Raw genomic sequence first — 21,277 nt, 5'->3', positions numbered from 1 at the left:
GAAAGGTTCGGGTTTTTCTCAGTGTTGCTCTATTTGGTCGCCACATTATGTTGTGGAAATGCATTTAAAGTGAAAATGGGAATGCGCTTTGAAGTCCTTGGTCCAGCCCTGAAATCCGCACCCAAAGCGCATTGCGATGCGCAATGTGGCTCGCGTTAAAGCCACATTTCCACGCTTCATTTCATTTTTTTGTTTTAAAGCGAATGACAGTCATGAATTAATTGTTCCATGACAGTCCAACAATTCATGCAGATACAATTGAAAAAGCGACAAGAGAAGAATCCCAAATTCTCTCTGAGATCTTTTGCCCGCTTGCTAAAAACTGACCCCAGTTCTTTATCAAAAGTATTGAACGGTCTGCGTATTCCGTCAGATGAAACAGTGGCAAAGTGGGTGGATTGCATGAAGCTGTCCGCAGAGGAAACTGAGCAACTGAAGGGAGTGGTGAATGGAGCCAATTCATTCAACCCTCTGAATTCAGATTTCTTTGAATCCACGTATAGCTGGGTTCACCCGATTCTGCTGGAGACACTGAAATTACCAAACGCCACCCGCAATATGGCGGCCTTGGCGGATCTTTTCGGAATGACCGAAGAGCAGATTCAAAAAACCATCGAGTATCTGGAAGACCACAAAATTCTGCACAAGCACCCGGAAAGCGGAAGCTACCTTCCGTCGAACCTGACCACGGTCACAATTCCTTATACGACCGACCTGCGCCGGGGACTGCAAAAGAAATATCTGGAAATGGCACAAAAAGCCCTGGAAGAAGTGCCGATGGAAAAACGGGACAACAGCACCCTGACTGTCGCCATACACACCGATGACATCCCAGCGATCAAGGACATCATCCGCGAAGCCCGTCATCGCATTCACCGCCTGGCTGAAAAAAGAAGACATCAACTGAATGCAGTCTACAACTTCAGCAGCGCCCTGTATCCGGTTAAAGAGGAGACCGTATGAAGTTCATATTGACCCTGTTGATGACATTGGGCGCTTCCACTCACGCTTCGCCTCTGCAGGATGGTCAGGAAACAAACGGCGGTGATCCTTATGCCGCAGAATTTCTGTTTGTTGTGGACTCAACCTTACAACAACTGCCGCTGACTTTGCCTTTGGAAAACGAAGCCGCGATCCAGCGTGAAGTTCTGGAGGAAGCCCGTACAGCAGTTTTGGTGGCGTCGGTTGAAGTTTTGAATCTGGATGGACGAGAAGTGGCGGCGGTCAACCAACCCCTGACGATCCCGCCCCGAATCGTCGTCTCCAGATCCGCATGGAAGTCTTTGGATATAAAACAAAAAAGATTGCTGGTGTTGCACGAACTGCTGCCAATCGCCGGTATCTACGACGATCACTACAAAAATTCTTTGCGCCTGTGGCAACTGCTTCCCTAAAGGACCACAGGGCCGTCAGTGCAGACGATCCCCATCATCTGCTTCCGGCAGCGACTCTTGAACCTCTTCGGGGGTCGCTTCACGAACCTCCAAGGCCTCAATTTCAAAAATCAGATCCTGGCCCGCCAGCGGATGATTCGCATCCAGCGTAATACGATCCTTGGAAAGCTCTGTTACGCGGAATTTTTCCGCCTTCTTGCCTTCCCGGGCAAACAGGATACTTTCCCCGACTTTCAGTTTCGGACTGCCCACCAAAGATTCCCGGGCCACTTCCAAAACTTTCGTGGTGTCGTAGTAGCCATAAGCTTCTGCCGCACTCAATTCAATCTGGCGTTTTTCGCCCTTGCGAAGATTCTTGAGACCATCGGAAAGCCCCGGCAAAGCATGCTCTGGGCCCGGAGCCGCTGTCATCACATCACGATTGTAGGTTGAGCTGATGACCTGCCCCAGTTTGTTTTTAAGAACACAGTGAAACGATATAATCTGAACGTTCATAGCATGTCCTTTTGTTGGCGAAACATTGTTGGGACGCGAGCACTTTATGGTTCAGTATCGATAATTAACAGGAAACGAATATCGAGTATCAGCGTACAGAATCGAATATCATTTTGAGACGAGCAGCCCAAGATTTCCATGCTGCCTGAACCCCAGTATAACATCCTGAGGCCCTGGCACCAGTCCGAAAATCACAAAAAAATCAGAAGATCACTTAAATCTATCGTATTTGAGCTCAACAGCAGGACCCAGCCACATGGCAGCCTGGGTATGGTCGTAAAGATCATCCCCGGTCAATTCATGGACCAGGACCGACAGGTCCCCGCGCTCATGCATAAGCCACAGGACCACTTCCGTAAAATGTTCTTTGGGGAAATTGATTTCAAACATAGGCACCGGATGCGGACCGATGGCTTCAGGAATCATCTCGCCAACGAAGACCTTCTTGCCTTCAAACATGCGAATGGCTTCAGCACGAAGATGCTCGGCCTTTTGCAGGCTCGCATCCTCAAAGTAAATATGTGCGTCGAACTCACGAGGAAAACCCGCCGGCAAAAGTTTGCTGTTCACTGTGTAAGTCTTTTGCATGGCAGGTCCCTTTTAATGTGCGGTCTGGATGTATTCTTTCAGTTCTGGGATTTCACAAGGCACGCAGCCCACCTTACCCACAACCACGCCGGCCGCATAGTTCGCCAGCATGCAAGAATGAACCAGTGACAAACCAGACATCAACCCCAAAGACAAAGCGGCAATCACCGTGTCACCGGCACCCGTCACGTCAAAGACCTTGCGGGCATAAGTTGGAACTTCCGTGATTTCATCACCAGATACAATGGTCATGCCGTCTTTACCACGAGTCAGAACCACGTCTTTAGCGCCCGTCAGTTTTTGCAGGGCGCGAGCAACATCAACAACCTTGTTCGGATTGTCACGCAGATCATCGAAATCCATTCCCGTCAGCACAACTGCCTCATCATAATTCGGCTTGATCAAATCCACGCCCTGATAGAAAGAGCCGTGGTTGTTGCGATGTGGATCGACCATCAGTTTTTTGCCGTGTTTTTTGCAGATCGCAGAAACCTTTTCAACCACCTTGCGGGAAATCACACCTTTGGCGTAATCCTCGATCACCACACAGTCAGCTTTAGCCACATTCTTTTCAACAGTTTCAATCAGGCGGGCTTCGGCTTCGGCAGAAAGATACTTGCGCAATTCATAGTCCACGCGCACCAGGTGATGGTGCTTGGCCATCACGCGGGTTTTGCGTGTGGTGGGACGGGCTTTGTCGACAATCATGTAATCCCAGCTCACGCCGCTTTTTACGAACAATTCACGCAGAAGGTTTGCCCCGGTGTCATCACCCACAACGGAAACCAGCATGGCTTCCCCGCCAAGGCTTGCCACGTTCTGTGCCACATTGGCAGCCAGGCCCAGGCGCATGTCTTCTTCTTCCACTTCCAAAACCGGAACCGGTGCTTCGGGGCTGATGCGGCGAACCTGGCCCATGACGTATTCGTCCAGACCCACGTCACCGATAATGAGGATTTTTTTGCCTTTAAGGAAAGGGATCTGATTCAGCAGAAGTTCTTTTTCCTGAGGACCCACGGAGGCCTTTACGGGTGTTGTCATTTTTTCATTCTCCCGGAGCAATTGAGCTTCCCTTGTAGCCCAAAAAGGCCCGGCCTGTCACCCCCAAAACCCCGCACTTGGCGGCCCCGGGGGCCTCGTGATAGAACCCATGGCCTATGTTTAAACCCAAAGGCAGATTCCCATCCAAACCAGCCCCACGTTCCGCCAGCGCAGGCCCGAAAAAAGGCGGCAATGACGGCGGTGAAAAGGCCCTGCCCTATGGATTGATTTACAAACAGAACTACATCTCCGCCCGCGAAAAGGCCGAGATCATGACGTACCTGAAGACGCTCTATCCGATCTGGGAAATGCGTTATTCCAAAAACAATCCGCCCCCGGAAAACCAAAAACAGCGTCCGCTGCTGCGCCCGGTGTACTGGCTGGGGAACTGGCAATTTGCCTGCCTGAACTACTATCATCCGCCCAAAGGCATCTACAACCGCTGTGTCACCGCCGAAGGGTATCCGCCGATTTTGGAATATCTGATCCAAAAGATCGAAGCGCTGGTGCATGACACCTATGCCCCCAGAGACATCCCGCGCGGCTGGCACCTGAATACGTGTCTGATCAACTATTACGGTGATCAAATCGGTGAGGATGGCAAAAAGAACGACTGCGCCCGCGTGGGTGAACACAAGGATTTTGAACCCGGCCCGGTGGCGTCGATTTCTTTCGGGGAACGCGCCTTCTTCCAGTTTGTCTCAAGCCAGGGCACAGAATCCAAGTCCAATGCGGTTTTTCAGCAATGGCTGGACGACAGCTCTTTGCAGATTTTTGGCGGGGATAAATTCAAAAAACATCTTTTCCACCGCGTTCAGCGCGTGGACCGCAAATCCGGCGATTCTTTCCCGCTCAACGAGATTTCAAACTTTGAAACCCGCCGGATCAACTTCACCTTCCGTTACGTGCCGGACGAGCACATCACTCCTTTCCACCGTCTGTCGGCAGAGGCAAAAGAGGATGTGCAGGGCTACGTGGAAAAGCTGGCGGAACATTCGGACTTCTTCAGAGACGCCCTGACAAAATAACTAAAGGGCCACGGGCCAGGCGGCCACAAGCAAAGCCTTGCCCTTGCTTTGATCAATGCGCACTTTCAGATTTTGATTCAGCCAGCGCACGATCATTTCCTGTTCAGATCCCGTCATGTCCTTGTTGAAGAAGCGGAAATCAAACTGCGACAGGGGCAGACTCAGGCTCATGGATTTGGTTTTGCCCTTGGCGTTTTCCACTTCCAGCGCCACGGTGACGAAGCCCTGTTTTTTACCTGGCTCTTCAACTTCAAACTTCACGCTGGAACCGGAATCAAAAAAGCCGGTCCATTCCTCGTCAGAAAGATCCATTTCCAGTTTCTGTTCGGTCATTTTAAAATTCGGCGAATGCGACAGAATGTAGGACTGGAACAGCGAGGTCAAAGCACTCCAGTCATAAGGAATCGGTAATGTGCAATGCACCCCTTGCGGCAGCTCCACAACGCGGATATTTTTACTGTCGACTTTCAGATCTTTGCTCAAGAGCATCTGGGCATTCAGGTCGTAAGGAACCGCCGGATCCTGTTCGGTCGCGTAAATCAAGACCGGCTCTTCCACTTGTTTGTAGTGGCGCCAGAAATCATTCAGTTCCCAGAAATGAATACTGTCTTCCTGGCCAGGCGGCAGCTTCACCGCGTTCACATAAGAAAGACCGCCATGATAAGTGCGCGCAATTTCGGATATGGCTTTGCTCAGGAAAGAAAAATTGTCATAGGTGACCAGTGATGGAATTTTCTGATCAAGACCTTTCAACCGCTGACGGCTCCACAGGTCCACAAACGCTGATTTTACTCCGCTGTGGGTCAGTGATTCCATGGTCGAACGCAAGTTCACCACCGGGCACAGGGCCGTGAAACTGTTGATCAGCGGTCCGCGCTTGGGTGAATTGTACTTGTTCAGCAAAGACGAATAAAGCACACCGTGCCCACCCAGACTGACACCGAACACATGCACGCTGTCCACCATCTGTGACAATGGCTCAATCGGATCCTGCAGCAGGCGTGCGACCAGAATGTTTTGAATGCCCTCATCATAGCCACCGAAAGAGAAGCGGCTGTTATTGGCAACAAAGTCGGGACTCGACATGTTTTCAAGCATCAGCACATTGAACGGCGACTGCTCAAACAGCATCATCAACCAAGCGCGCTCCGGCTTAAAGTCCTCGACGTTCGAAAAAATACCCAGGCGCACAATCACCAGCGGGCGGCGTTTCATATCGCCCTTCAGTCCCAACAGACCTTTCAGTTTTACGTTGCCCGGCAGATTCACCACCACCCGGCGCAGGAACGGATGCCCCTGCGGATCGTACTTCATCGTCATCATCCGGCGCAGGTTGACCAGATATCCGTTGTCTTCCGTTTCCAGTTCAGACCGGCAGTCCTGGAAGTATTTCTGAACCAATGCCCCTTGTAACTGGGCTGATTTCTGCACCCGGCTGTCCTGCATGCGGGCCGCCCACACCTCGGGCGTGCAACCTGAAGACATCAGTTTTGGCTCACCTGTGGGGATCCAACTGATGACATTCGTCATGATAAAATTCAGCGGCTCCGGATAACGCCCCGGGCTGTCCCCCAGCAATGGAGAATCCTCGGCCGGGAAGCTGATTCGGGAGCTTTGGAACTGCTCCATGAAAGCTCTTTGGGGGCTTTGGGCGTAAAGTTGGGGACTGAATAAAAGGACGCTAAATAGGCTAAACCACGACTGAAGCATAGGCTCATTGTGGTCAAAAAGAACCACTGAGTCATCACCTTTTTCCGGAGTGACTTTGAGTATTTACTTCACTAACATTTCACCGTGTACTTAAGGAGACACATATCATGGAACACAAGATAGAGCCTCTCTATGACGGGCCTCTTTTCAGAAACGCCATTCAAACTCTCGATGAAGCTGCTAAAATTATCAACTGCGATCCCAACATCCTTGAGCGTCTAAAAAGACCTCGTCGTTGCATCACAGTTTCCGTCCCTGTTCGTATGGACGATCACAGTGTGAAAGTATTCACGGGCTACCGTGTTCAGTACTCTCCAACTTTGGGTCCTTACAAAGGCGGTATCCGTTATCACCAAAACGTGGATCTTTCCGAAGTTGTCGGCCTTGCGGCTTTGATGACCTTTAAAAACTCTGTTTTGGGTCTGCCTTTGGGCGGCGCAAAGGGTGGCATCACTGTTGATCCGACCAAACTTTCCCGCACTGAAAAACAAAACCTGACTCGTCGTTATGCTTCTGAAATCGGTCCTTTCGTGGGCCCGACAAAAGACATTCCTGCTCCGGACGTGGGCACAGATCCACAGACGATGGCTTGGTTCATGGACACTTACTCTCAGGAACAAGGTGGCTTCGCTCAACCTGGCGTGGTGACTGGCAAACCGGTGGAAATCGGTGGTTCTTTGGGTCGTAACCATGCGACCGGCTTGGGTGTTGTGTATGTTGCAGAAAAAGCTTTCGAAGTTTGCAACATGAGCATGAAAGGCGCTTCCATCGCGATCCAGGGCTTCGGCAACGTGGGTTCCTTCGCGGCGAAATTTGCGCATGAGCGCGGTGCCCGCATCGTGGCGGTGAGCGACGTTTCCGGTGGTATCTTCAACGGCGACGGACTGGACATCAACGAAGTGAACGAGTACGTGAAAGCGCACAAGTTCCTGAAGGGTTATCCAAAAGCTCAGCCGATCAGCAATGAAGAGCTGCTTGAAGTGAAATGTGATGCCTTGTTCCCGTGCGCTCTGGAAAACCAGATCGACACGCACAATGCTGAAAAAATCCAGGCAAAAATCATCGTGGAAGGCGCCAACGGTCCAATCACCAATGCGGCGACAAAAATCCTTCATAAACGCGGTGTCTTCATCGCTCCGGACGTTATCGCCAACGGCGGTGGTGTGATCGTTTCCTACTTCGAGTGGGTTCAAGACACCATGTCTTACTTCTGGGACGAGGAAGAAGTGAATGGTCGCCTGAAAGGCATCATCACGAAAGCCTTCGACAAAGGTTACGGTTTGGCCAAAGAAAAGAACATTGATATGAGATCTGCTGCAATGGCGGTTTCTGTTCAACGTCTTGAGCGCGCGATGCTGCTCAGAGGCTTGTACCCAAGATAATGCGTCCTTGGTTGCTTTTACCACCCCAGTGGGCTCACGATCTGAGCTCCCTGGGGCTTCCTTTCTACTCTCTGATTCACGGACGAAAAACTCCGCACTGGAAGAGTTTTACCTGGCGAGGCCTTGAATTCGCCAACCCCATGGGTATTGCCGGTGGTGTTGATAAAAATGCGGAACATCTGAAAGAATGGTGGGCACTGGGCTGCGGCTTTGTTGAAGTCGGCACCGTCACTCCCCGCGCGCAAACTCCGAATCCTGGAAAAATCATGGACCGCGACCTGGAACTTCAGGCCATGTGGAACAAGATGGGTTTTCCGTCTGATGGCGGCGATGAAGTTTTTCACAATCTGGCGTCCTATGCGCCGAACTACCGCACGCCGATTTTTGTGAACATCGGAAAAAACCGTCACACTCCGAACAACGGAGCTGTGGCTGATTACCTGACCTTGGTGGACCAGTTCCGCCCGTTTGCAGATGCCTTTGTTGTGAATATCTCAAGCCCCAATACGGCGGGCCTTCGAGATCTTCAGAAAAAAGACAATCTGCGTGCCCTGATCGGTCCGATCGTGGACCGCGTTTCCCACTTTGAACCCACTCCGGTGCTGGTGAAACTTTCCCCTGACATGGGGGAAGAAGGACTGGCTGAAGCCGTGTCCAACTGCCAGGAATTGGGTGTCGATGGTTTTGTTCTGACAAACACCACATTGTCCCGTCCCGCAGGATGCCATTTCCCAGCAGAAGGAGGCCTTTCGGGGGCTCCGCTAAAACAACTTTCGCAGCGCGCCCTTCAAGTTGCTGTTCAAACTTTGGGCAAAAAACGCGAGGGCCTGCTTTTAGTCAGTGTTGGGGGCATTATGAGCCCAGAAGATGTCTTTGAAAGATTGCAAATGGGCGCCGATCTTGTTCAAATTTATTCTGCACTTGTATTTCATGGACCTGGTTTCTTCCATGACGTTGCTAGAAGGTATAATGACGGACGATAGCGCAGTTGAATCAAAGCCAAAAAAATCTAAAATCCGCAAGGGTCATTGGATCCCGGTGGTGGCTGGTTTTCTGCGCAAAGACGGCAAGATTCTTGTCGGTCAGCGCCCTGAAAACAACTCTTTGGCCGGCCAGTGGGAATTCCCCGGCGGCAAGATTGAAAACGGCGAAACCCCGGAAGAAGCTTTGGCCCGCGAACTGAACGAAGAGCTCGGTATTGAGGCTGAAGTCGGTGAATTGAAGCTGGCCTGCACTCATTCCTACGGAGATGTAGGGATTCTCATATTGTTTTATGAAATCCTGTACTGGAAGGGCGAGCCTCGGGCCAAGCACCACATGATGCTGGAATGGATCCATCCGGAAGAGCTAAAACACCGTAATATCCCCGAAGCCAACCGCAAAATCCTTCACAAGATCTATAAAGCGTTGGGACTGGAATGGCGAAAATAATCCTGGTTAGCAAACATGTGAACGCGACTTCGTGGCAGCTGGCGCAAGCTTTAAAGGCCCAGCAGCACGAGGTGGTTCTGCTGACCAGTTATGGCGAAACTCCCCGCGACACCAGCGGCATCGAGTTCATGGGCTATTTCAAAAAATGGAGTTTCCTGGAAGGCGTTCGCATCATCCCAGGGCTTTTCGGCCTGCAACCCCAGATTCTGCATGTGCTTTTGGATGATGATAAAATGAATGCCGCGCAAATGGTGCTTTCCACCTTTGCAAAATCCCATCCGACTTGTGTTCTGACGACTTCTTTATTGAATATCAAAAACGGTCTGTCGCGCCGAAACCCGGTTCGTTATCTGGTTGAGGAAAGTGACATCATCACCTGCCCGACGGTGGAAACCCTGGGACAACTTCGTGGGTTGGATGTCCGATCCAATCGCCAGGGCCGTGGCATTTTGCCGCCGGTGCTGGATTTGAAAACAGAACAAAACGACGAGGCCATCGACAGCAGTGAACTGCCGTTGATCGCGAACTTAAAAAAATCCCCTTACGTGGTGCTGCCGTTCAATGAAACCCGCTTTAATCCGGACTCGGATTATTTCCTGCGCCTGCGGGCGGTGGCGCAAAAATACAAAGTGGCTTTGTGGGGAACTTACGCCCACTGGACCCTGCGTGATCGCAAGCGCTTCGCCGCATGGATGGCTGAATTCCAGTGTGCGGATCGTTGGGTTCTGACTGGACCTCTGTCTGCCCCGGTGACTCAGCAACTTCTTAGTGGCAGCACGGCTTTGATGCTGGCCGGACAAAACTTCACACCGGTTGAAATGACTGAATATTATCTGCGTGCGATTCAATCCCACGCGGTGCTGATTCTGGACACGCGCCAGACCAGTGTTCACTCCGATCTTTGGAAAAACACCATCAACTGCTGGGTGCTGAATCATTCTCAACTGCAAAAAGATCTGATCAAACTGCTGGCCAAAAGCCATCTGCGCCTGCCGGAATCCCTTTCGGAAAAACTGGCCGAAGACCGCCATCTGATCGACTCTTCGATGAATGAACTCAATCGTCTGTACAACAAGGCCTTGAATCATCTAAGATAGTTTCATGGCCAAAAAGTCCCGACTGCCGGAAACACTCAATATCTGTCTGACGTCCCAACGTTTTCCGATTCTCAGTCGTGCCACCGATCATGGGTTCTTGTGGCCGATCGCCCGTGGTCTGGCCCGCGAAGGTCACAAAGTCACAGTTCTTGCCGCCAGCTCTGCCTTAAAAAAACCGGAAGTCACCCGCGATGGCGTGAAGGTGTTTTATCTTCACGAAGGTGCAAAAAATCTTTCTCATCTGAACTTCCAAATGGCTGTTCGTCAGAAGTTCGCACAACTGCACAAGGAAGATCCGTTTCACATCGTTCACAGCATCGATAAATCCGGCTATCGCATCGCCACCAGAAAAGATGATTTCAAAGTGGCCGTGGCCTATGACGTTGAGGCGACTCAGATGTCCCAGCTTTTTGCCATTTTGGCGATGAAACAAGACACACTGGGAAGCATGCTGACCACGGCGGTCGCAACCGCCTACAAATTTTTGACCACTTACTATGGTGGGGATCGTCAGTTGCTTTCCACCGCCGACGGCATCTTTGTCACCAACCCCCAACAGCGCATTATTCTGGAAAGATATTATCTTTATCCGGACTTCCACACCTACACCGTGCCTTATGGGATTGAACTTGGAGATCTGACGCCGAAGGAAAAGTCCCTGGAATTGCGTAAGAAACTGGGAATCCCGGAAAATGCCCACGTCGCCGTTTCCATCACCGACATGACCGATGTGCAGGAAGTGATTCCTTTGCTGCGGGCCTTTGAAAAAGTCGCCATCAAAAAACCAGGCAGTTACCTGTTGTTGGTCGGCAACGGCCCGAAATTCAAAGACATTGAATTCCAGGTTTTGAACCTGGCCCTGGGGAACCGCGTGATTCTGACCGGGGCGATCCCGGCCGGAGAACTGGAAGATTACATCGTTTTAGGCGATGCCTTTGTGAATATGGGCTCCCGAACCACGGGTTTTGAGCCCTCCACCCTAGAGGCCATGGCCCAAAAGAAGGTCGTTTTGGGCTCAGAAGTGTCCCCAATTGCCAATATCATCGAAGATGGTCGGGATGGATTCCTGCTTCGCCCGGCGGATGTCGACTCTATGTCGAACCTATTGGTTGAGATCTTCTCTGGCACCATGCCGGCGGATGAAATCGGCGATCGGGCCCGCCAGAAGGTCGTTGACCTGTTTGATACAGCCAAAATGGTCCAGTCCGTGCTTGATGCCTATCGTAAAATCCTGCTCAACACGGGTCTGTATAAGAAGCATTGAGTTAAATCATTGAAAAGTGGTAGTCAGCCCCCTTCTCTTCTGTATAATCGAGAGTGTTATCAATACTTTAAGTAGGTCCGAATGACAAAAGCAGATTTGATAAATTTGATTTCTGAAAAAGCGGGTATCACCCGTGTAAAAGCAGAAACTGTAGTAAACACTATTTTTGATTCTATGGTGGAAGCTTTGATGCGCGATGACCGTATTGAAATCCGTGGTTTTGGTTCATTTGTGAACCGTCAGTACGGTGCTTACAAAGGACGTAACCCACGCACTGGTGAGATCATCAATGTTGATGAAAAGAAACTTCCGTTCTTCAAAGTTGGTAAAGAGTTGAAAGAAGACATCAACGGAGGCCCGGAAGAAAAGGGCTAAATTCAAAAGACCTTTCGGGGTCTTTAAGAATGAAAAAAGGGGCTTTTCAGCCCCTTTTTTATTTTCCAAATATGCAGCGGAACCACTATTTGCAACGCAGATTTTTAACGTCGTAGAAGTGTTCAGTCTTTTTGAAAGTAGTCACGCAAGTGTAAACCGCGCGAGTGTAGTAAACACGAACAGTCGTTTGAACTGCCAGATCTTCACCTTCAACAGTCACGAATTTATAGTCATCAATCTGAACTTGAGAATCATCGAAACCGAAGTTTTCAAGAATGATATCCGTCGTCATGATATAGATTTCTTTCATTTTTCCAGCAAATGCAGGTGCGGAAACAAACATCAAAGCGGCGATCAATAAAGCCTTCATAAGAACCTCCGGTGGTTTATTTAATGCGGAAGTTCTAACGGATGAAGCCCCCTAAAGACAGTCAAGATTGCCTTTTCTGTCATTTTTTCCGGTTATTCATATCGAAGCGCTTCAATTGGGTGCAGTTTTGACGCCTTGCTGGCTGGATAACTGCCGAAAACGATCCCAATCAGGGCAGAAAATCCAAAAGAAAGTATCACGGAGCCCGCAGAAACCACCGTCGACCACCCCAGAACCTTGGAAATCAACAGCGAGAATCCAACCCCCAGGGCAATCCCCAAAAGTCCGCCGCACACACTGACAACGATGGATTCAGCCAGGAACTGCAAAAGAATATCGCGTCGGCGTGCACCGATGGCTTTGCGCAACCCGATTTCTTTGGTTCGTTCGGTCACCGACACCAGCATGATGTTCATGATCCCGATTCCACCAACCACCAATGAAATTGCCGCGATCGAAGCCAGCAGCATCGACATTGTCTGACTGGTTGAATTCAGCGCCTGCTGAATGTCGGCCATATTGAAAACATTAAATGCGTCACCTTGTGACGACACCGGCACACGATGGCGTTTGTTCATCAGCTCTTGCAGTGAATCCTGCACATCCGGAATATCCGCAGCATCGCGAACTTCGATATCCACCGAATCCACATAGTTCTTCCCGAACAGACGATACATCGCCGTCACCACAGGAACCAGAATTCGGTCATCCTGATCCTGCGGACCCGCCGCACCCTTTTCAGGCAGAACACCGATCACGCGGAAGTTCACTTTGTTGATTTTAATCATCTCGCCAATCGGGGATTTGTCTCCGAAAAGCTCGCGGGCCACCGTGGTTCCGATCACTGCCACCAACGTCCGGCGCTGATTTTCTTCCTCAGAAAAGAAGCGGCCAAAGATCGGAGTGCTCGCACGCATTTGTTCGTACGCCGGAGCCACACCCATGACCTGGGTGTTCCAGTTTTTATTCAAGTACGTGATCTGCCCACGTCCAGAGGACGAGGGCGACACATCCTTAATTCCGCTGATTTGATTTTTAATCGTGCTGACATCATCCAAAGAAATCCGAATGCGCACACCGGATTCCTGCATCACCCCACCCACACGCACATTGCCTGCGCGCAGAACCAGAAGATTCGAACCTAAAGACGACAGTTGTTTTTCAATGCTTTGACGGGCGCCCGTTCCCAGTGCCAGCATTCCCACAACCGCAGCGACACCAATTAAAATCCCCAGCATGGAAAGACCGGAACGAACTTTATTTGCTGCCAGTGTTTGGAAGCCCTGATGAAGATGCTCTATCATTTCACGCACCGGCCACTTTGCCGGTTGTTCCTGACGTTTTTCCTGCACGGTTGTTGGCGCCGCTGGCAGTGTCTGGAGGCGCTCGTCGGATTGAATCACCCCGTCACGCAGGCGGATCAAACGCTTCGCCTGCTGACCGATTTCTTCTTCGTGGGTCACAACTATAACTGTGATCCCCTGATCATTCAGCTTGTGCAGAATCTGCATGATTTCTTTTTCGCTTTTTGAATCCAGATTTCCTGTTGGTTCATCGGCGAAAATAATACGGGGATTGTTAATCAGGGACCGGGCAATCGCGATACGCTGCTGCTGTCCCCCGGACAGTTCGTTGGATTTGTGATGAATTCTTTCGGCCAAACCGACCTTGTCCAAAAGCGTGTGAGCTTTGTCATAGCTAAACCCATCCTCGCTGTAAATCAGCGGCAGGGACACGTTTTGCCAGGCTTCCATACGCGGAAGCAGGTTGAACTGCTGAAAGATAAAACCGATTTCTTCACGACGAACAATAGCCAGCTCGTCTTCGCTGAGATCCGCCACTTCACGGCCGTTCAGGTTGTAACTGCCTTCACTGGGAACATCCAACAACCCCAGAATGTGCATCAGGGTTGATTTGCCGGAACCTGAAGGCCCCATGATGGCCACGAAATCCCCGCGCTCAATCTTCAGACTGATGCCCTTAAGAACGTCCACTTTCGTGTCGCCCATCTGATAGGATTTGCGTATGCCTTTGATATCAATCATTGACGACCCCGGCGCGGACCTGACGGAGGACCAAATGGATTGGAGCCTCCCGAAGATTTTTCCCCCAGCTTGAACTGCGTCACCAATACCACATCACCTTCAACCAAACCTTCCACCACTTCGGTGTTTCGGCCATCGGTGATGCCGGTGCGCACTTCGCGCGGAGCCGGCTTGGAACCTGGCACTTTCACCAGAACTTCAGTGCGCCCCTGACTGACCCGCAAGGCTTCACTTGGCACCAGCAGGACACCTTTTTGGGATGCGATCGTGAAGGTCACATTCGCCGTCATCCCGCTTCGCATAAAGTCCGGAGTGTTATCAGGAATCACATCCACCAGATACGTGGTGACGTTATTGACCGTGGTCGCATCAAAGGCGATCTGATCCACCGTCGCGGGTAACGGGCTTTGCGGATAAGCATCCAATACGATGGTGGCTTTTTCTTTCAGCTTGATTTGCGCGATATCGGTTTCATCCACCTGGGCCTTCACAGTCAGGCGATCGGACATCACAAAAATCGCGTCGGTGTTCGTGAAGGTCTGTCCCGGTTCAACATTCTTCAGGATCAGAGTACCTGCAATCGGCGCAATCACCGGGGTTGCCAGATAAAGTTCAGACCATTTTTTGTATTCTTCAGCCCCTTGTGCGCGGGCGGCGTCCAACATCGCCGCTCTTTCAGTGGAACTCATCCATGCCAGAATCTGACCTTTGCGGATCTGCTGGCCTTCTTTCGCCAGAATCTGTTCAATGCGGCCCGCCACCGGGGCTTTGATTTCAAGACGGTTTTTCGGCTGCACCGTGCCCGTGGAAAGAATCGTCACGTCCAAATCACCTGCGATGACAGGGATTTCACGAAAGACCGGAGCATTTCCGTCTTCCTTTTTCCAAAGGTAAAAGCCCGCTGCAACAACGACGATAAGGCCCCCCAGGATCCAGCTTAGTTTCTTTGATGATTTCATGGCAGCACTCCTACACCTTGTGTTTTTTCCCAGTTGGCTTCCGCCACCACCCTATCACGACGTTTCAGGGTCTGATCCTTTTGATAGGAAATCAGATCATTTTCAATCTTGTCCCAATCATCAAAGGTCGTAAGCCCATTGTTGTATTTACTGCGCCCGATTTCGGCACGTACGCTGCCCGCTTCGACGAAGGCATCACTGACTTTGACCTGCTCTACCGCTTCCGTGAATTCCGCAAAGGCCTGACGAAGCTTCACGATGATTTCAAGTTCTGAGTTCTTCCAGGTATTTTCGGCGACCAGCTTTTGCGCGAAGGCGCTCTTATTGGTGAAATAGTCTTTGCCACCCGAAAACAGAGACCAGGACAAGGTGGCTCCAACACTCCAGCGATCACGCTCCGGATACCAGCTTTCCCCCGTGTTACCCACAGAGCCGCTTAAATCCAATGATGGTAAAAATTCAGACCTGGAACTGCTTAATCCCGCTTCGGCACTTTGAATCTGCCCTTGGGCCTGTTGGTGTTCCGGAGTTTGTTCTGCAAGCTTTGTAAAGGATGGAGTCACAGATAAGGGACTGCTTTCCGGGGCTTTGCCTTGAACTTCAAATTCTGCGTCAGGGCTTAAACCCGTCACACGAATCAGAGAGCTGCGAGAAGTGTTAAAGAAGTTTTCGGCTTTCAGCACATCCAACTGGGCTTGTTTCAGGTAGGCTTTGGACAGCAGCACTGAACCTTTGTTCTCGCGCCCGCTTTGAAAGCGCAGTTCGACCATGTTCAGGTTGTCTGCCCGTCGTTTTTGAATACTTCGGGTCAGCTTTAAAGACTCCTGGGCATAAATGACATTGGCGAAGGCGGATTTTAAATCGTAGCTGATCTTGGCCTTCACGGTGCGCAGGCTGGCCTCCGCCACCTTCAGCTTGCCCTCGTTTTCAGAGACCTTCGCCATATCGGAAAATCCGTTAAAAACATTTTGAGTGGCATTCAAAGTCGCCGAATAACCTTCGCTTTCCACTTGATCCGTTTCACCCTTTTGGTATCCCAGGTTCGCCGAGATTTGGGGCAGATAGTTGCCGTAAGAAGCGCTCAGATTGTACCGGGCTGATTCCAGACTTTGTTCGGCGGCGATGAGCTCGGCGTTGTTCTTTTTCACCAGTTCCAGACAGTCTGCAAACGTGTAAACATTTGCGGCCAAGGCGGGTGTGCAGGTCAGAGTCAGAAGTAAAATTAGAGCCTGTGGTTTTATCATTCTAAATCTCATCAGCTTTATTGCATCGTTCACTCACAAGCGAGTCAACACCGTAAGGATAAGGAAAGACTGATGGGAGATTGTGGAATGCCAGACTCTCAATTTAAGACTTAGGTTCAGGGCTTGCAGGATTGATTTGGAAAAATATACAAGTCCTACGCCATCCCAACTATTTCATGTGATGTCCAAGCAAGACTCGAATATGACATGACACATGTTCCGGTTTCATCCTTATTTCACCATTCTATTTTTAAGCCTGGCTCTGGTTTCTTGCCAGCCGGTGCAGCAATCATTGACGCTCGCGACGGACGGCGAAAGTGCCATCATTGGCGGTGAGTTTGCGTCGGCGGGTGAATTCCCGTTTATGGTCAATATCTGGTTTAATGATCCCAAGGAAAACTATGTTTCACATCACTGTGGTGGCAGCTTGATTGCCCCCCGCTGGGTGCTGACGGCCGCACACTGTGTGCTGGAAGAAGAATCAGAAACCCGCCAGCGGGTGGTCGCTCCCGCCAAATTGATGCTGTTTATTGGTGGCATCACCCAATCCGGCCAGGATGCTCGTTCGTTGAAGATTCGCTCAATCAAAGTTCATCCTGATTTCAACTGGCCAAAATCCGATCTGGCGCTGATTGAACTTTCTGAAACGGTCACCGATATCCGGCCCGTTGACTTGAATACTGTGGACTTGGGTGATTCAACCCAAAAAGTTGTGATCACGGGATGGGGTCTAACAGATAACGAGGGACTGAAAGAAAGCGCCCAGCTTAAAAAACTGGAAGCCCCGTTGCTTCCCCGGGCTCAGTGCGCCCTGGATGATTTCCCCAAAAAACGCAGCTATGAGCTGGGACCGGAAACACTTTGCATTGACACTTTCAAGCATCAACAGTCGTCCTGTCCCGGCGACAGCGGGGGCCCCGTGTTCCTGCAGCAGAACGGCCGGGCCATTCAAGTCGGCGTCGTCAGTTGGGGTTCAGCCTGTTCAGGATTCCGCGCCAAAGGGTCTTCGGTCGGTGGATACGCTGCCGTTTCCCACGCCCTTCCGTGGATTCAGAAAGTTCTGGGCGGCAGCAAGTAGCAAACTTACTTTGAGCAGAAATCCAGGGAAGCGTCCTTGGAACAAAGTGCTTTCTTCATCATGTCGACTTGATCCACGCGCGACTTAAGCGCTTTATTTTCTTCTTTCAGCGCATTGATTTCCTGCTCCTGCTGATTCACTTTTGCGTGCAACGCCTGAGAGTCCGTCTGCCACTGAGAATAGAACTCTTTGATGGCCTGAATGATCGGAGACACCAGATTCTGATAGGCCACGGATTTCATGCCTTTTGAATCTGTCTTGACGACTTCGGGGAAGACTTTTTCGACCTCTTGGGCAATCAGACCGATATCTCGTTTGTCTCCCTTGGACGGATCAATCCAGTTATAAGTCACCCCGTTGATTTGCAGGATGGAATCCAAAGCATGATCGATGTTTGCGATATCACGCTTCAGCCGACGGTCAGACCCTTGAGTCAAAGTCCCCGCCAAAGTCGCGGTCCCATCGGTTCTCAAGGTGAACAGACAAGTTCCAATACCGAAACACATGGCATTGGCACCCAGTGGAGCCCCCGTGGAAGAAGAATACCATCGCCAAGCCTGACCTCCAGCCGCGGTGCTTTGATTGGTGATGATCGAATAGGGATCGCCGGAATTCACATGCAGGTGAGTCGATGGAACCGAAGTTCCCACCCCGACACGCCCTGTTTGATCGACCGTCATGCGAACCAGACCTTGAGTGGTCCCATTGGCCACAGTCGTAAAGTTAATCTTATTTCCACGCGCAGTTGCTGACCAGTCTTCCGTTGCCAGCACCGTCATCGAGTCCGTTGAACCATTGCTGTTCACCCAGTTCGTGCCATCATAGGCCGCTGGAACCAAAGCCAGCAGGCCCATACCATTGGTCACCGCAGTTGGGGCCGCCTTTGTTCCTTTGGCTTTATAGGCGATAAACATCGGCACTTCCGTCGGACCGTAATGGCGGGCCGCAAACCTTGCGCCGACATCAGCACCTTCAGCCTCAGCAATAATCCCGGCACGCTGGGGATGCAAGGCCCCGCTGTTACCTCCACTATAAACGTGAAGATCCGTCTCTGGCGCAGATGTTCCGATACCCACATACCCCGTGCTTCCCAGGAACATATGGAAGGCGTTCCCTGCTCTGAAGGACATCTGATCATTCGTGTGCGAATAAGAAATCCCCCCCGGATCACGACTGTCAGGATCAGAGAAATACAAAGCTGAAGCCGCCGTGTTCGGAGCCGTCACTTGCAACACGGTGTTCGAGTTCCCGATCACCGCCAGCTTATCCACCGACACATAAGGTGCCGCCGTTCCACCGTCGGTCACAACCAGATCCGCCGTAGGACTTGTGGTCCCGATCCCGACGTTGCCCGGTTCAGTGATATGGAAGTTCGGAGAATAACCTTTATGCCCCAGACTTAAGCGTCTTTGCGCTGAATCACTCGAGTTGTAGTTGTACTCGATGCTTCCCGCCTGATAGTTGCTGTGCGCTTTACCGACAATGATATTTGTTTTACTGTAGGTGTCGCCAATGTTCGGAGCCAGCGCCGCAAAAGTGGTCAGACCCGAAATCGTGGAATTGGTGTTTTCAAAAACGGCCAACGGATTTGTTCCATCCGGCAGACTGCGGCTGATGTGCAGCAGTGTTGAAGGAGCTGCCGTACCAACACCCACATTTCCGGTTGTCAGCAACGTCATGCGAGCTGCACCCCCCGTTTCAAACTGGAGGTTTTGCGCATCGTTGGTACCCAGCACGGCTGTCGCCCCAAAAGAGTTCCCATTCTGAATAAAGGCATCCGTAATTCCGTAGCCGGCGGCCGTCGTGGGACTTGTCGCGGCCGTCACTCGTCCATAGATATCAACAGTCACTGAAGAATAAGTTCCGGCAGAAACTCCGCTGGTTGGCAAATCAGCAGCGGCCAGGGTTCTGAAGCTCGGAGCACCCGCTGCACCAGTTGGTGCCGCCCAGAATGTTTTTGCTGCCGGTGTGCCGAAATTCAATTTCGCAGAAGCAATTGTGCCCGAGATTCCGCTTTCGGTGATCGAAATGCTTTGGCAAGTGAAGGTGTCGGTCAGAACAGACCAGTTCAAAGTTTTATCTGCACCACACCCCGCTGCCGGGAAAATAGTGTTGGCCGGAGTCACGGTTGAACGGATGTCGGCAAGGCTCAGGAAATTAGGCACATAGTTGGTTCCATCATAGCGCAACAACTGTCCGGCCGCAGTTGGAGCCGTTGCCGAAATGGATTTACCTCGCAGTTTTACCACATCCGGATTCGGATAAGTCCCGCCTAAGTCTCCACCGGCTGTCCCTGCTGGGGTGACTCCAGAAACTGTGACTTCGGTCACCGAGGTCAGGCGGCCTTGAGCATCCACCACCACTTGCGGAACTTTGGTCGCAGTCCCATAAGTTCCGGCAGCTACGGTTGTGTTCGCCAGATTCAAAGTCACATTGCCCGAACTGCCGCCACCACTTAAGCCGGTCCCGGCAGTGACGCCCGTGATAGTGCCGCCAGTACCGGTGGCGCTGATCGTGATCCCACCAGCCCCGTTAGTGATACTGACACCGGATCCCGCCTGAATATTGGCAGCTTGCGGAGCATCTCCCGTTTTTCCAATCAGAATCTGTCCATCGGTCAAAGCGGCGGCTTCAACAATTTTGCCCGCTGACGAAACCATCAGACGGTTGTTGTTCAAGGTCACACCACTTCCGGTACCGCCTTCACTGACCGGCAGCACGCCGTTAATGCCTGCGGCTTTACCGGAAATATTCCCAGAAATCTTCGCTCCTGAAATAGAACCCGTGATCTGGGATTCCGTGATCGAAATACTGTAACAATCAAATTTGTTCGCCGGGGTCACAAACACCAGGGACTGTCCCGCCGTACAGGATGTCGGGAACATCGTCGCATCAATTTTGTTATTCAAAGATGTCGTCAATCCGGAAATATCAGCAGAGGTCAAGGTCGCCGGCACCCAGGTGCTGGAACCATTCATCTTCAAAACCTGGCCGGAGGTTGCAAGAGTCGCACTGACATCCTGTCCCCGGATCTTTTCTGCGTTCAGAAAGCGCGCATCGTTCCCGGCAGCCAAAGTGCCTGCACCTGTTCCGACGTTGACAGAAATCACCGGGATGCTGGCGGTTCCGGACTTCGCCAAATACGGCGCGGTGACGTTTACATCCGACACCATGCCAGCTCCACCGGCATCGTTTTGACAGACAAAATCAGCGCCATCATAGGTCAGATACTGGCCGCTTGCACAAGTTGAAATGGAATTCTTAAGAACAAAATCCGTTGGCAGTTTGTCACCCAAAAGAGTCGCCGAGTGAGCATAGTTGGCAAAAGGAACAGAGCGAATGATATTGTTGGGAGTGATCGCCTTCCAACCGCTGCCGTCATGAAACTGCACTCGTAAGACTCTGAGCGCATCCACAGCGGGAGTGTAAGTGGCACCACCATCACAGGTATGAGTGATGGAATTGTTAAATACATCCTGCAGGGAATAGCCGATGGTGGAAGGGTAAAGTTTTGTGCCTTCTCCAATAGGAATATCGAACACCCCTTTGGATCCCTGCATATTGATGGTGTTTCTTTGTTCTCGGTAAAGTACGCATGTGCCCGTTTCGTTGGTGAACTCAAAAGCAAAACTGACGTTGTTGTACTCTAATGCAGTTCCATCACTGCGCAGGATTCGACCTTGATAGTTCAGGGTTTTAGGCGACGCAAAAAGGCTTTGAGATAACAAGATGACCCAAAGAAATATTCCGAGACGTGCCGTATTTTCCATACTTTC

Annotated in this window: 19 protein-coding genes; 10 read left to right on the top strand and 9 right to left on the bottom strand. The window is 51.1% G+C overall.

What is annotated here, in order from left to right:
* Positions 1 to 402: 402 nt before the first annotated feature.
* Both ACZ520_RS03335 and ACZ520_RS03330 read left to right on the top strand, forming a co-directional pair.
* A complete protein-coding gene (locus ACZ520_RS03335; RefSeq protein WP_464127556.1) occupies positions 403 to 963 on the top strand; it encodes a DUF4423 domain-containing protein in 561 nt (186 codons plus the stop codon).
* The gene (locus ACZ520_RS03330) at positions 960 to 1,394 is read left to right on the top strand and encodes a hypothetical protein (RefSeq protein ID WP_088566189.1); all 435 of its coding nucleotides are present in this window, start codon (positions 960 to 962) and stop codon (positions 1,392 to 1,394) included. The genes ACZ520_RS03335 and ACZ520_RS03330 overlap by 4 nt, the downstream gene beginning before the upstream one ends.
* A gap of 15 nt (positions 1,395 to 1,409) precedes the next feature.
* On the opposite strand, the gene ACZ520_RS03325 is transcribed toward ACZ520_RS03330, so the two are convergent.
* The 3 genes from ACZ520_RS03325 to rfaE1 all read right to left on the bottom strand — a co-directional run bounded on the left by ACZ520_RS03325 (position 1,410) and on the right by rfaE1 (position 3,518).
* Positions 1,410 to 1,889, bottom strand: a complete 480-nt coding sequence (locus ACZ520_RS03325; RefSeq protein ID WP_088566190.1) for an FKBP-type peptidyl-prolyl cis-trans isomerase — start codon at positions 1,887 to 1,889, stop codon at positions 1,410 to 1,412.
* A gap of 210 nt (positions 1,890 to 2,099) precedes the next feature.
* Positions 2,100 to 2,477: a DOPA 4,5-dioxygenase family protein gene (locus ACZ520_RS03320; protein ID WP_374032077.1), complete on the bottom strand. Its 378-nt coding sequence runs from the start codon at positions 2,475 to 2,477 to the stop codon at positions 2,100 to 2,102.
* Positions 2,478 to 2,489: 12 nt separating this feature from the next.
* Positions 2,490 to 3,518 (bottom strand): D-glycero-beta-D-manno-heptose-7-phosphate kinase, encoded by a 1,029-nt coding sequence (gene rfaE1, locus ACZ520_RS03315; RefSeq protein ID WP_464127555.1) that lies wholly within the window; start codon positions 3,516 to 3,518, stop codon positions 2,490 to 2,492.
* Between the two features lie 116 nt (positions 3,519 to 3,634).
* On the opposite strand from rfaE1, the gene ACZ520_RS03310 reads away from it, so the two are divergent.
* Positions 3,635 to 4,546, top strand: a complete 912-nt coding sequence (locus ACZ520_RS03310; RefSeq protein ID WP_088566193.1) for an alpha-ketoglutarate-dependent dioxygenase AlkB — start codon at positions 3,635 to 3,637, stop codon at positions 4,544 to 4,546.
* On the opposite strand, the gene ACZ520_RS03305 is transcribed toward ACZ520_RS03310, so the two are convergent.
* Positions 4,547 to 6,175, bottom strand: coding sequence for a hypothetical protein (locus tag ACZ520_RS03305; RefSeq protein ID WP_464127554.1), 1,629 nt, complete (start codon positions 6,173 to 6,175; stop codon positions 4,547 to 4,549). It lies immediately after the preceding gene.
* 188 nt (positions 6,176 to 6,363) lie between these two features.
* Between ACZ520_RS03305 and ACZ520_RS03300 the strand changes: the two genes are divergently transcribed.
* The 6 genes from ACZ520_RS03300 (at position 6,364) to ACZ520_RS03275 (ending at position 11,805) form a co-directional block, all read left to right on the top strand.
* Positions 6,364 to 7,638, top strand: a complete 1,275-nt coding sequence (locus ACZ520_RS03300) for a Glu/Leu/Phe/Val family dehydrogenase (RefSeq protein ID WP_088566195.1) — start codon at positions 6,364 to 6,366, stop codon at positions 7,636 to 7,638.
* Complete coding sequence (locus ACZ520_RS03295; protein ID WP_088566196.1) at positions 7,638 to 8,621, top strand: quinone-dependent dihydroorotate dehydrogenase; 984 nt, start codon at positions 7,638 to 7,640, stop codon at positions 8,619 to 8,621. Before ACZ520_RS03300 ends, ACZ520_RS03295 begins: the two co-directional genes overlap by 1 nt.
* A complete protein-coding gene (mutT, locus tag ACZ520_RS03290; RefSeq protein ID WP_088566197.1) occupies positions 8,608 to 9,069 on the top strand; it encodes an 8-oxo-dGTP diphosphatase MutT in 462 nt (153 codons plus the stop codon). The genes ACZ520_RS03295 and mutT overlap by 14 nt, the downstream gene beginning before the upstream one ends.
* Positions 9,057 to 10,166, top strand: a complete 1,110-nt coding sequence (locus ACZ520_RS03285; RefSeq protein WP_416479454.1) for a hypothetical protein — start codon at positions 9,057 to 9,059, stop codon at positions 10,164 to 10,166. Before mutT ends, ACZ520_RS03285 begins: the two co-directional genes overlap by 13 nt.
* Positions 10,167 to 10,170: 4 nt before the next feature.
* Positions 10,171 to 11,430, top strand: coding sequence for a glycosyltransferase family 4 protein (locus tag ACZ520_RS03280; protein ID WP_011163273.1), 1,260 nt, complete (start codon positions 10,171 to 10,173; stop codon positions 11,428 to 11,430).
* Between the two features lie 81 nt (positions 11,431 to 11,511).
* The gene (locus ACZ520_RS03275; protein ID WP_011163272.1) at positions 11,512 to 11,805 is read left to right on the top strand and encodes an HU family DNA-binding protein; all 294 of its coding nucleotides are present in this window, start codon (positions 11,512 to 11,514) and stop codon (positions 11,803 to 11,805) included.
* An 85-nt stretch (positions 11,806 to 11,890) separates the two neighbouring features.
* On the opposite strand, the gene ACZ520_RS03270 is transcribed toward ACZ520_RS03275, so the two are convergent.
* The 4 genes from ACZ520_RS03270 to ACZ520_RS03255 all read right to left on the bottom strand — a co-directional run bounded on the left by ACZ520_RS03270 (position 11,891) and on the right by ACZ520_RS03255 (position 16,423).
* Positions 11,891 to 12,175 (bottom strand): hypothetical protein, encoded by a 285-nt coding sequence (locus tag ACZ520_RS03270; protein WP_464127552.1) that lies wholly within the window; start codon positions 12,173 to 12,175, stop codon positions 11,891 to 11,893.
* A gap of 92 nt (positions 12,176 to 12,267) precedes the next feature.
* Complete coding sequence (locus ACZ520_RS03265) at positions 12,268 to 14,220, bottom strand: ABC transporter permease (protein ID WP_464127550.1); 1,953 nt, start codon at positions 14,218 to 14,220, stop codon at positions 12,268 to 12,270.
* A complete protein-coding gene (locus tag ACZ520_RS03260) occupies positions 14,217 to 15,179 on the bottom strand; it encodes an efflux RND transporter periplasmic adaptor subunit (RefSeq protein WP_464127548.1) in 963 nt (320 codons plus the stop codon). The genes ACZ520_RS03265 and ACZ520_RS03260 overlap by 4 nt, the downstream gene beginning before the upstream one ends.
* Positions 15,176 to 16,423, bottom strand: coding sequence for a TolC family protein (locus ACZ520_RS03255; RefSeq protein ID WP_464127546.1), 1,248 nt, complete (start codon positions 16,421 to 16,423; stop codon positions 15,176 to 15,178). The genes ACZ520_RS03260 and ACZ520_RS03255 overlap by 4 nt, the downstream gene beginning before the upstream one ends.
* A 214-nt stretch (positions 16,424 to 16,637) precedes the next feature.
* Here ACZ520_RS03255 and ACZ520_RS03250 point away from each other — a divergent pair, with 214 nt between their 5' ends.
* Positions 16,638 to 17,501, top strand: coding sequence for a S1 family peptidase (locus tag ACZ520_RS03250; RefSeq protein WP_374032065.1), 864 nt, complete (start codon positions 16,638 to 16,640; stop codon positions 17,499 to 17,501).
* 5 nt (positions 17,502 to 17,506) lie between these two features.
* On the opposite strand, the gene ACZ520_RS03245 is transcribed toward ACZ520_RS03250, so the two are convergent.
* Positions 17,507 to 21,229 carry a tail fiber domain-containing protein gene (locus ACZ520_RS03245; protein ID WP_464127544.1) on the bottom strand — a complete coding sequence of 1,241 codons (3,723 nt, stop codon included), beginning with the start codon at positions 21,227 to 21,229 and terminating at the stop codon, positions 17,507 to 17,509.
* Positions 21,230 to 21,277: the final 48 nt, after the last annotated feature.

It is taken from the genome of Bdellovibrio sp. BIS2, assembly GCF_055398295.1.
This window is presented reverse-complemented; position numbering and strand designations above follow the sequence as displayed.

Bases quoted from the DNA above. Each gene is read 5' to 3' on its own strand.
- ACZ520_RS03310 (WP_088566193.1), top strand. From the start codon at position 3,635: ATGTTTAAACCCAAAGGCAGATTCCCATCCAAACCAGCCCCACGTTCC.
- ACZ520_RS03300 (WP_088566195.1), top strand. From the start codon at position 6,364: ATGGAACACAAGATAGAGCCTCTCTATGACGGGCCTCTTTTCAGAAAC.
- ACZ520_RS03270 (WP_464127552.1), bottom strand. From the start codon at position 12,175: ATGAAGGCTTTATTGATCGCCGCTTTGATGTTTGTTTCCGCACCTGCA.
- ACZ520_RS03250 (WP_374032065.1), top strand. From the start codon at position 16,638: ATGTTCCGGTTTCATCCTTATTTCACCATTCTATTTTTAAGCCTGGCT.
- ACZ520_RS03265 (WP_464127550.1), bottom strand. From the start codon at position 14,220: ATGATTGATATCAAAGGCATACGCAAATCCTATCAGATGGGCGACACG.
- ACZ520_RS03320 (WP_374032077.1), bottom strand. From the start codon at position 2,477: ATGCAAAAGACTTACACAGTGAACAGCAAACTTTTGCCGGCGGGTTTT.
- ACZ520_RS03260 (WP_464127548.1), bottom strand. From the start codon at position 15,179: ATGAAATCATCAAAGAAACTAAGCTGGATCCTGGGGGGCCTTATCGTC.
- mutT (WP_088566197.1), top strand. From the start codon at position 8,608: ATGACGGACGATAGCGCAGTTGAATCAAAGCCAAAAAAATCTAAAATC.
- ACZ520_RS03325 (WP_088566190.1), bottom strand. From the start codon at position 1,889: ATGAACGTTCAGATTATATCGTTTCACTGTGTTCTTAAAAACAAACTG.
- ACZ520_RS03255 (WP_464127546.1), bottom strand. From the start codon at position 16,423: ATGATAAAACCACAGGCTCTAATTTTACTTCTGACTCTGACCTGCACA.
- ACZ520_RS03335 (WP_464127556.1), top strand. From the start codon at position 403: ATGAAGCTGTCCGCAGAGGAAACTGAGCAACTGAAGGGAGTGGTGAAT.
- ACZ520_RS03305 (WP_464127554.1), bottom strand. From the start codon at position 6,175: ATGGAGCAGTTCCAAAGCTCCCGAATCAGCTTCCCGGCCGAGGATTCT.
- ACZ520_RS03275 (WP_011163272.1), top strand. From the start codon at position 11,512: ATGACAAAAGCAGATTTGATAAATTTGATTTCTGAAAAAGCGGGTATC.
- ACZ520_RS03285 (WP_416479454.1), top strand. From the start codon at position 9,057: ATGGCGAAAATAATCCTGGTTAGCAAACATGTGAACGCGACTTCGTGG.
- ACZ520_RS03330 (WP_088566189.1), top strand. From the start codon at position 960: ATGAAGTTCATATTGACCCTGTTGATGACATTGGGCGCTTCCACTCAC.
- rfaE1 (WP_464127555.1), bottom strand. From the start codon at position 3,518: ATGACAACACCCGTAAAGGCCTCCGTGGGTCCTCAGGAAAAAGAACTT.
- ACZ520_RS03280 (WP_011163273.1), top strand. From the start codon at position 10,171: ATGGCCAAAAAGTCCCGACTGCCGGAAACACTCAATATCTGTCTGACG.
- ACZ520_RS03295 (WP_088566196.1), top strand. From the start codon at position 7,638: ATGCGTCCTTGGTTGCTTTTACCACCCCAGTGGGCTCACGATCTGAGC.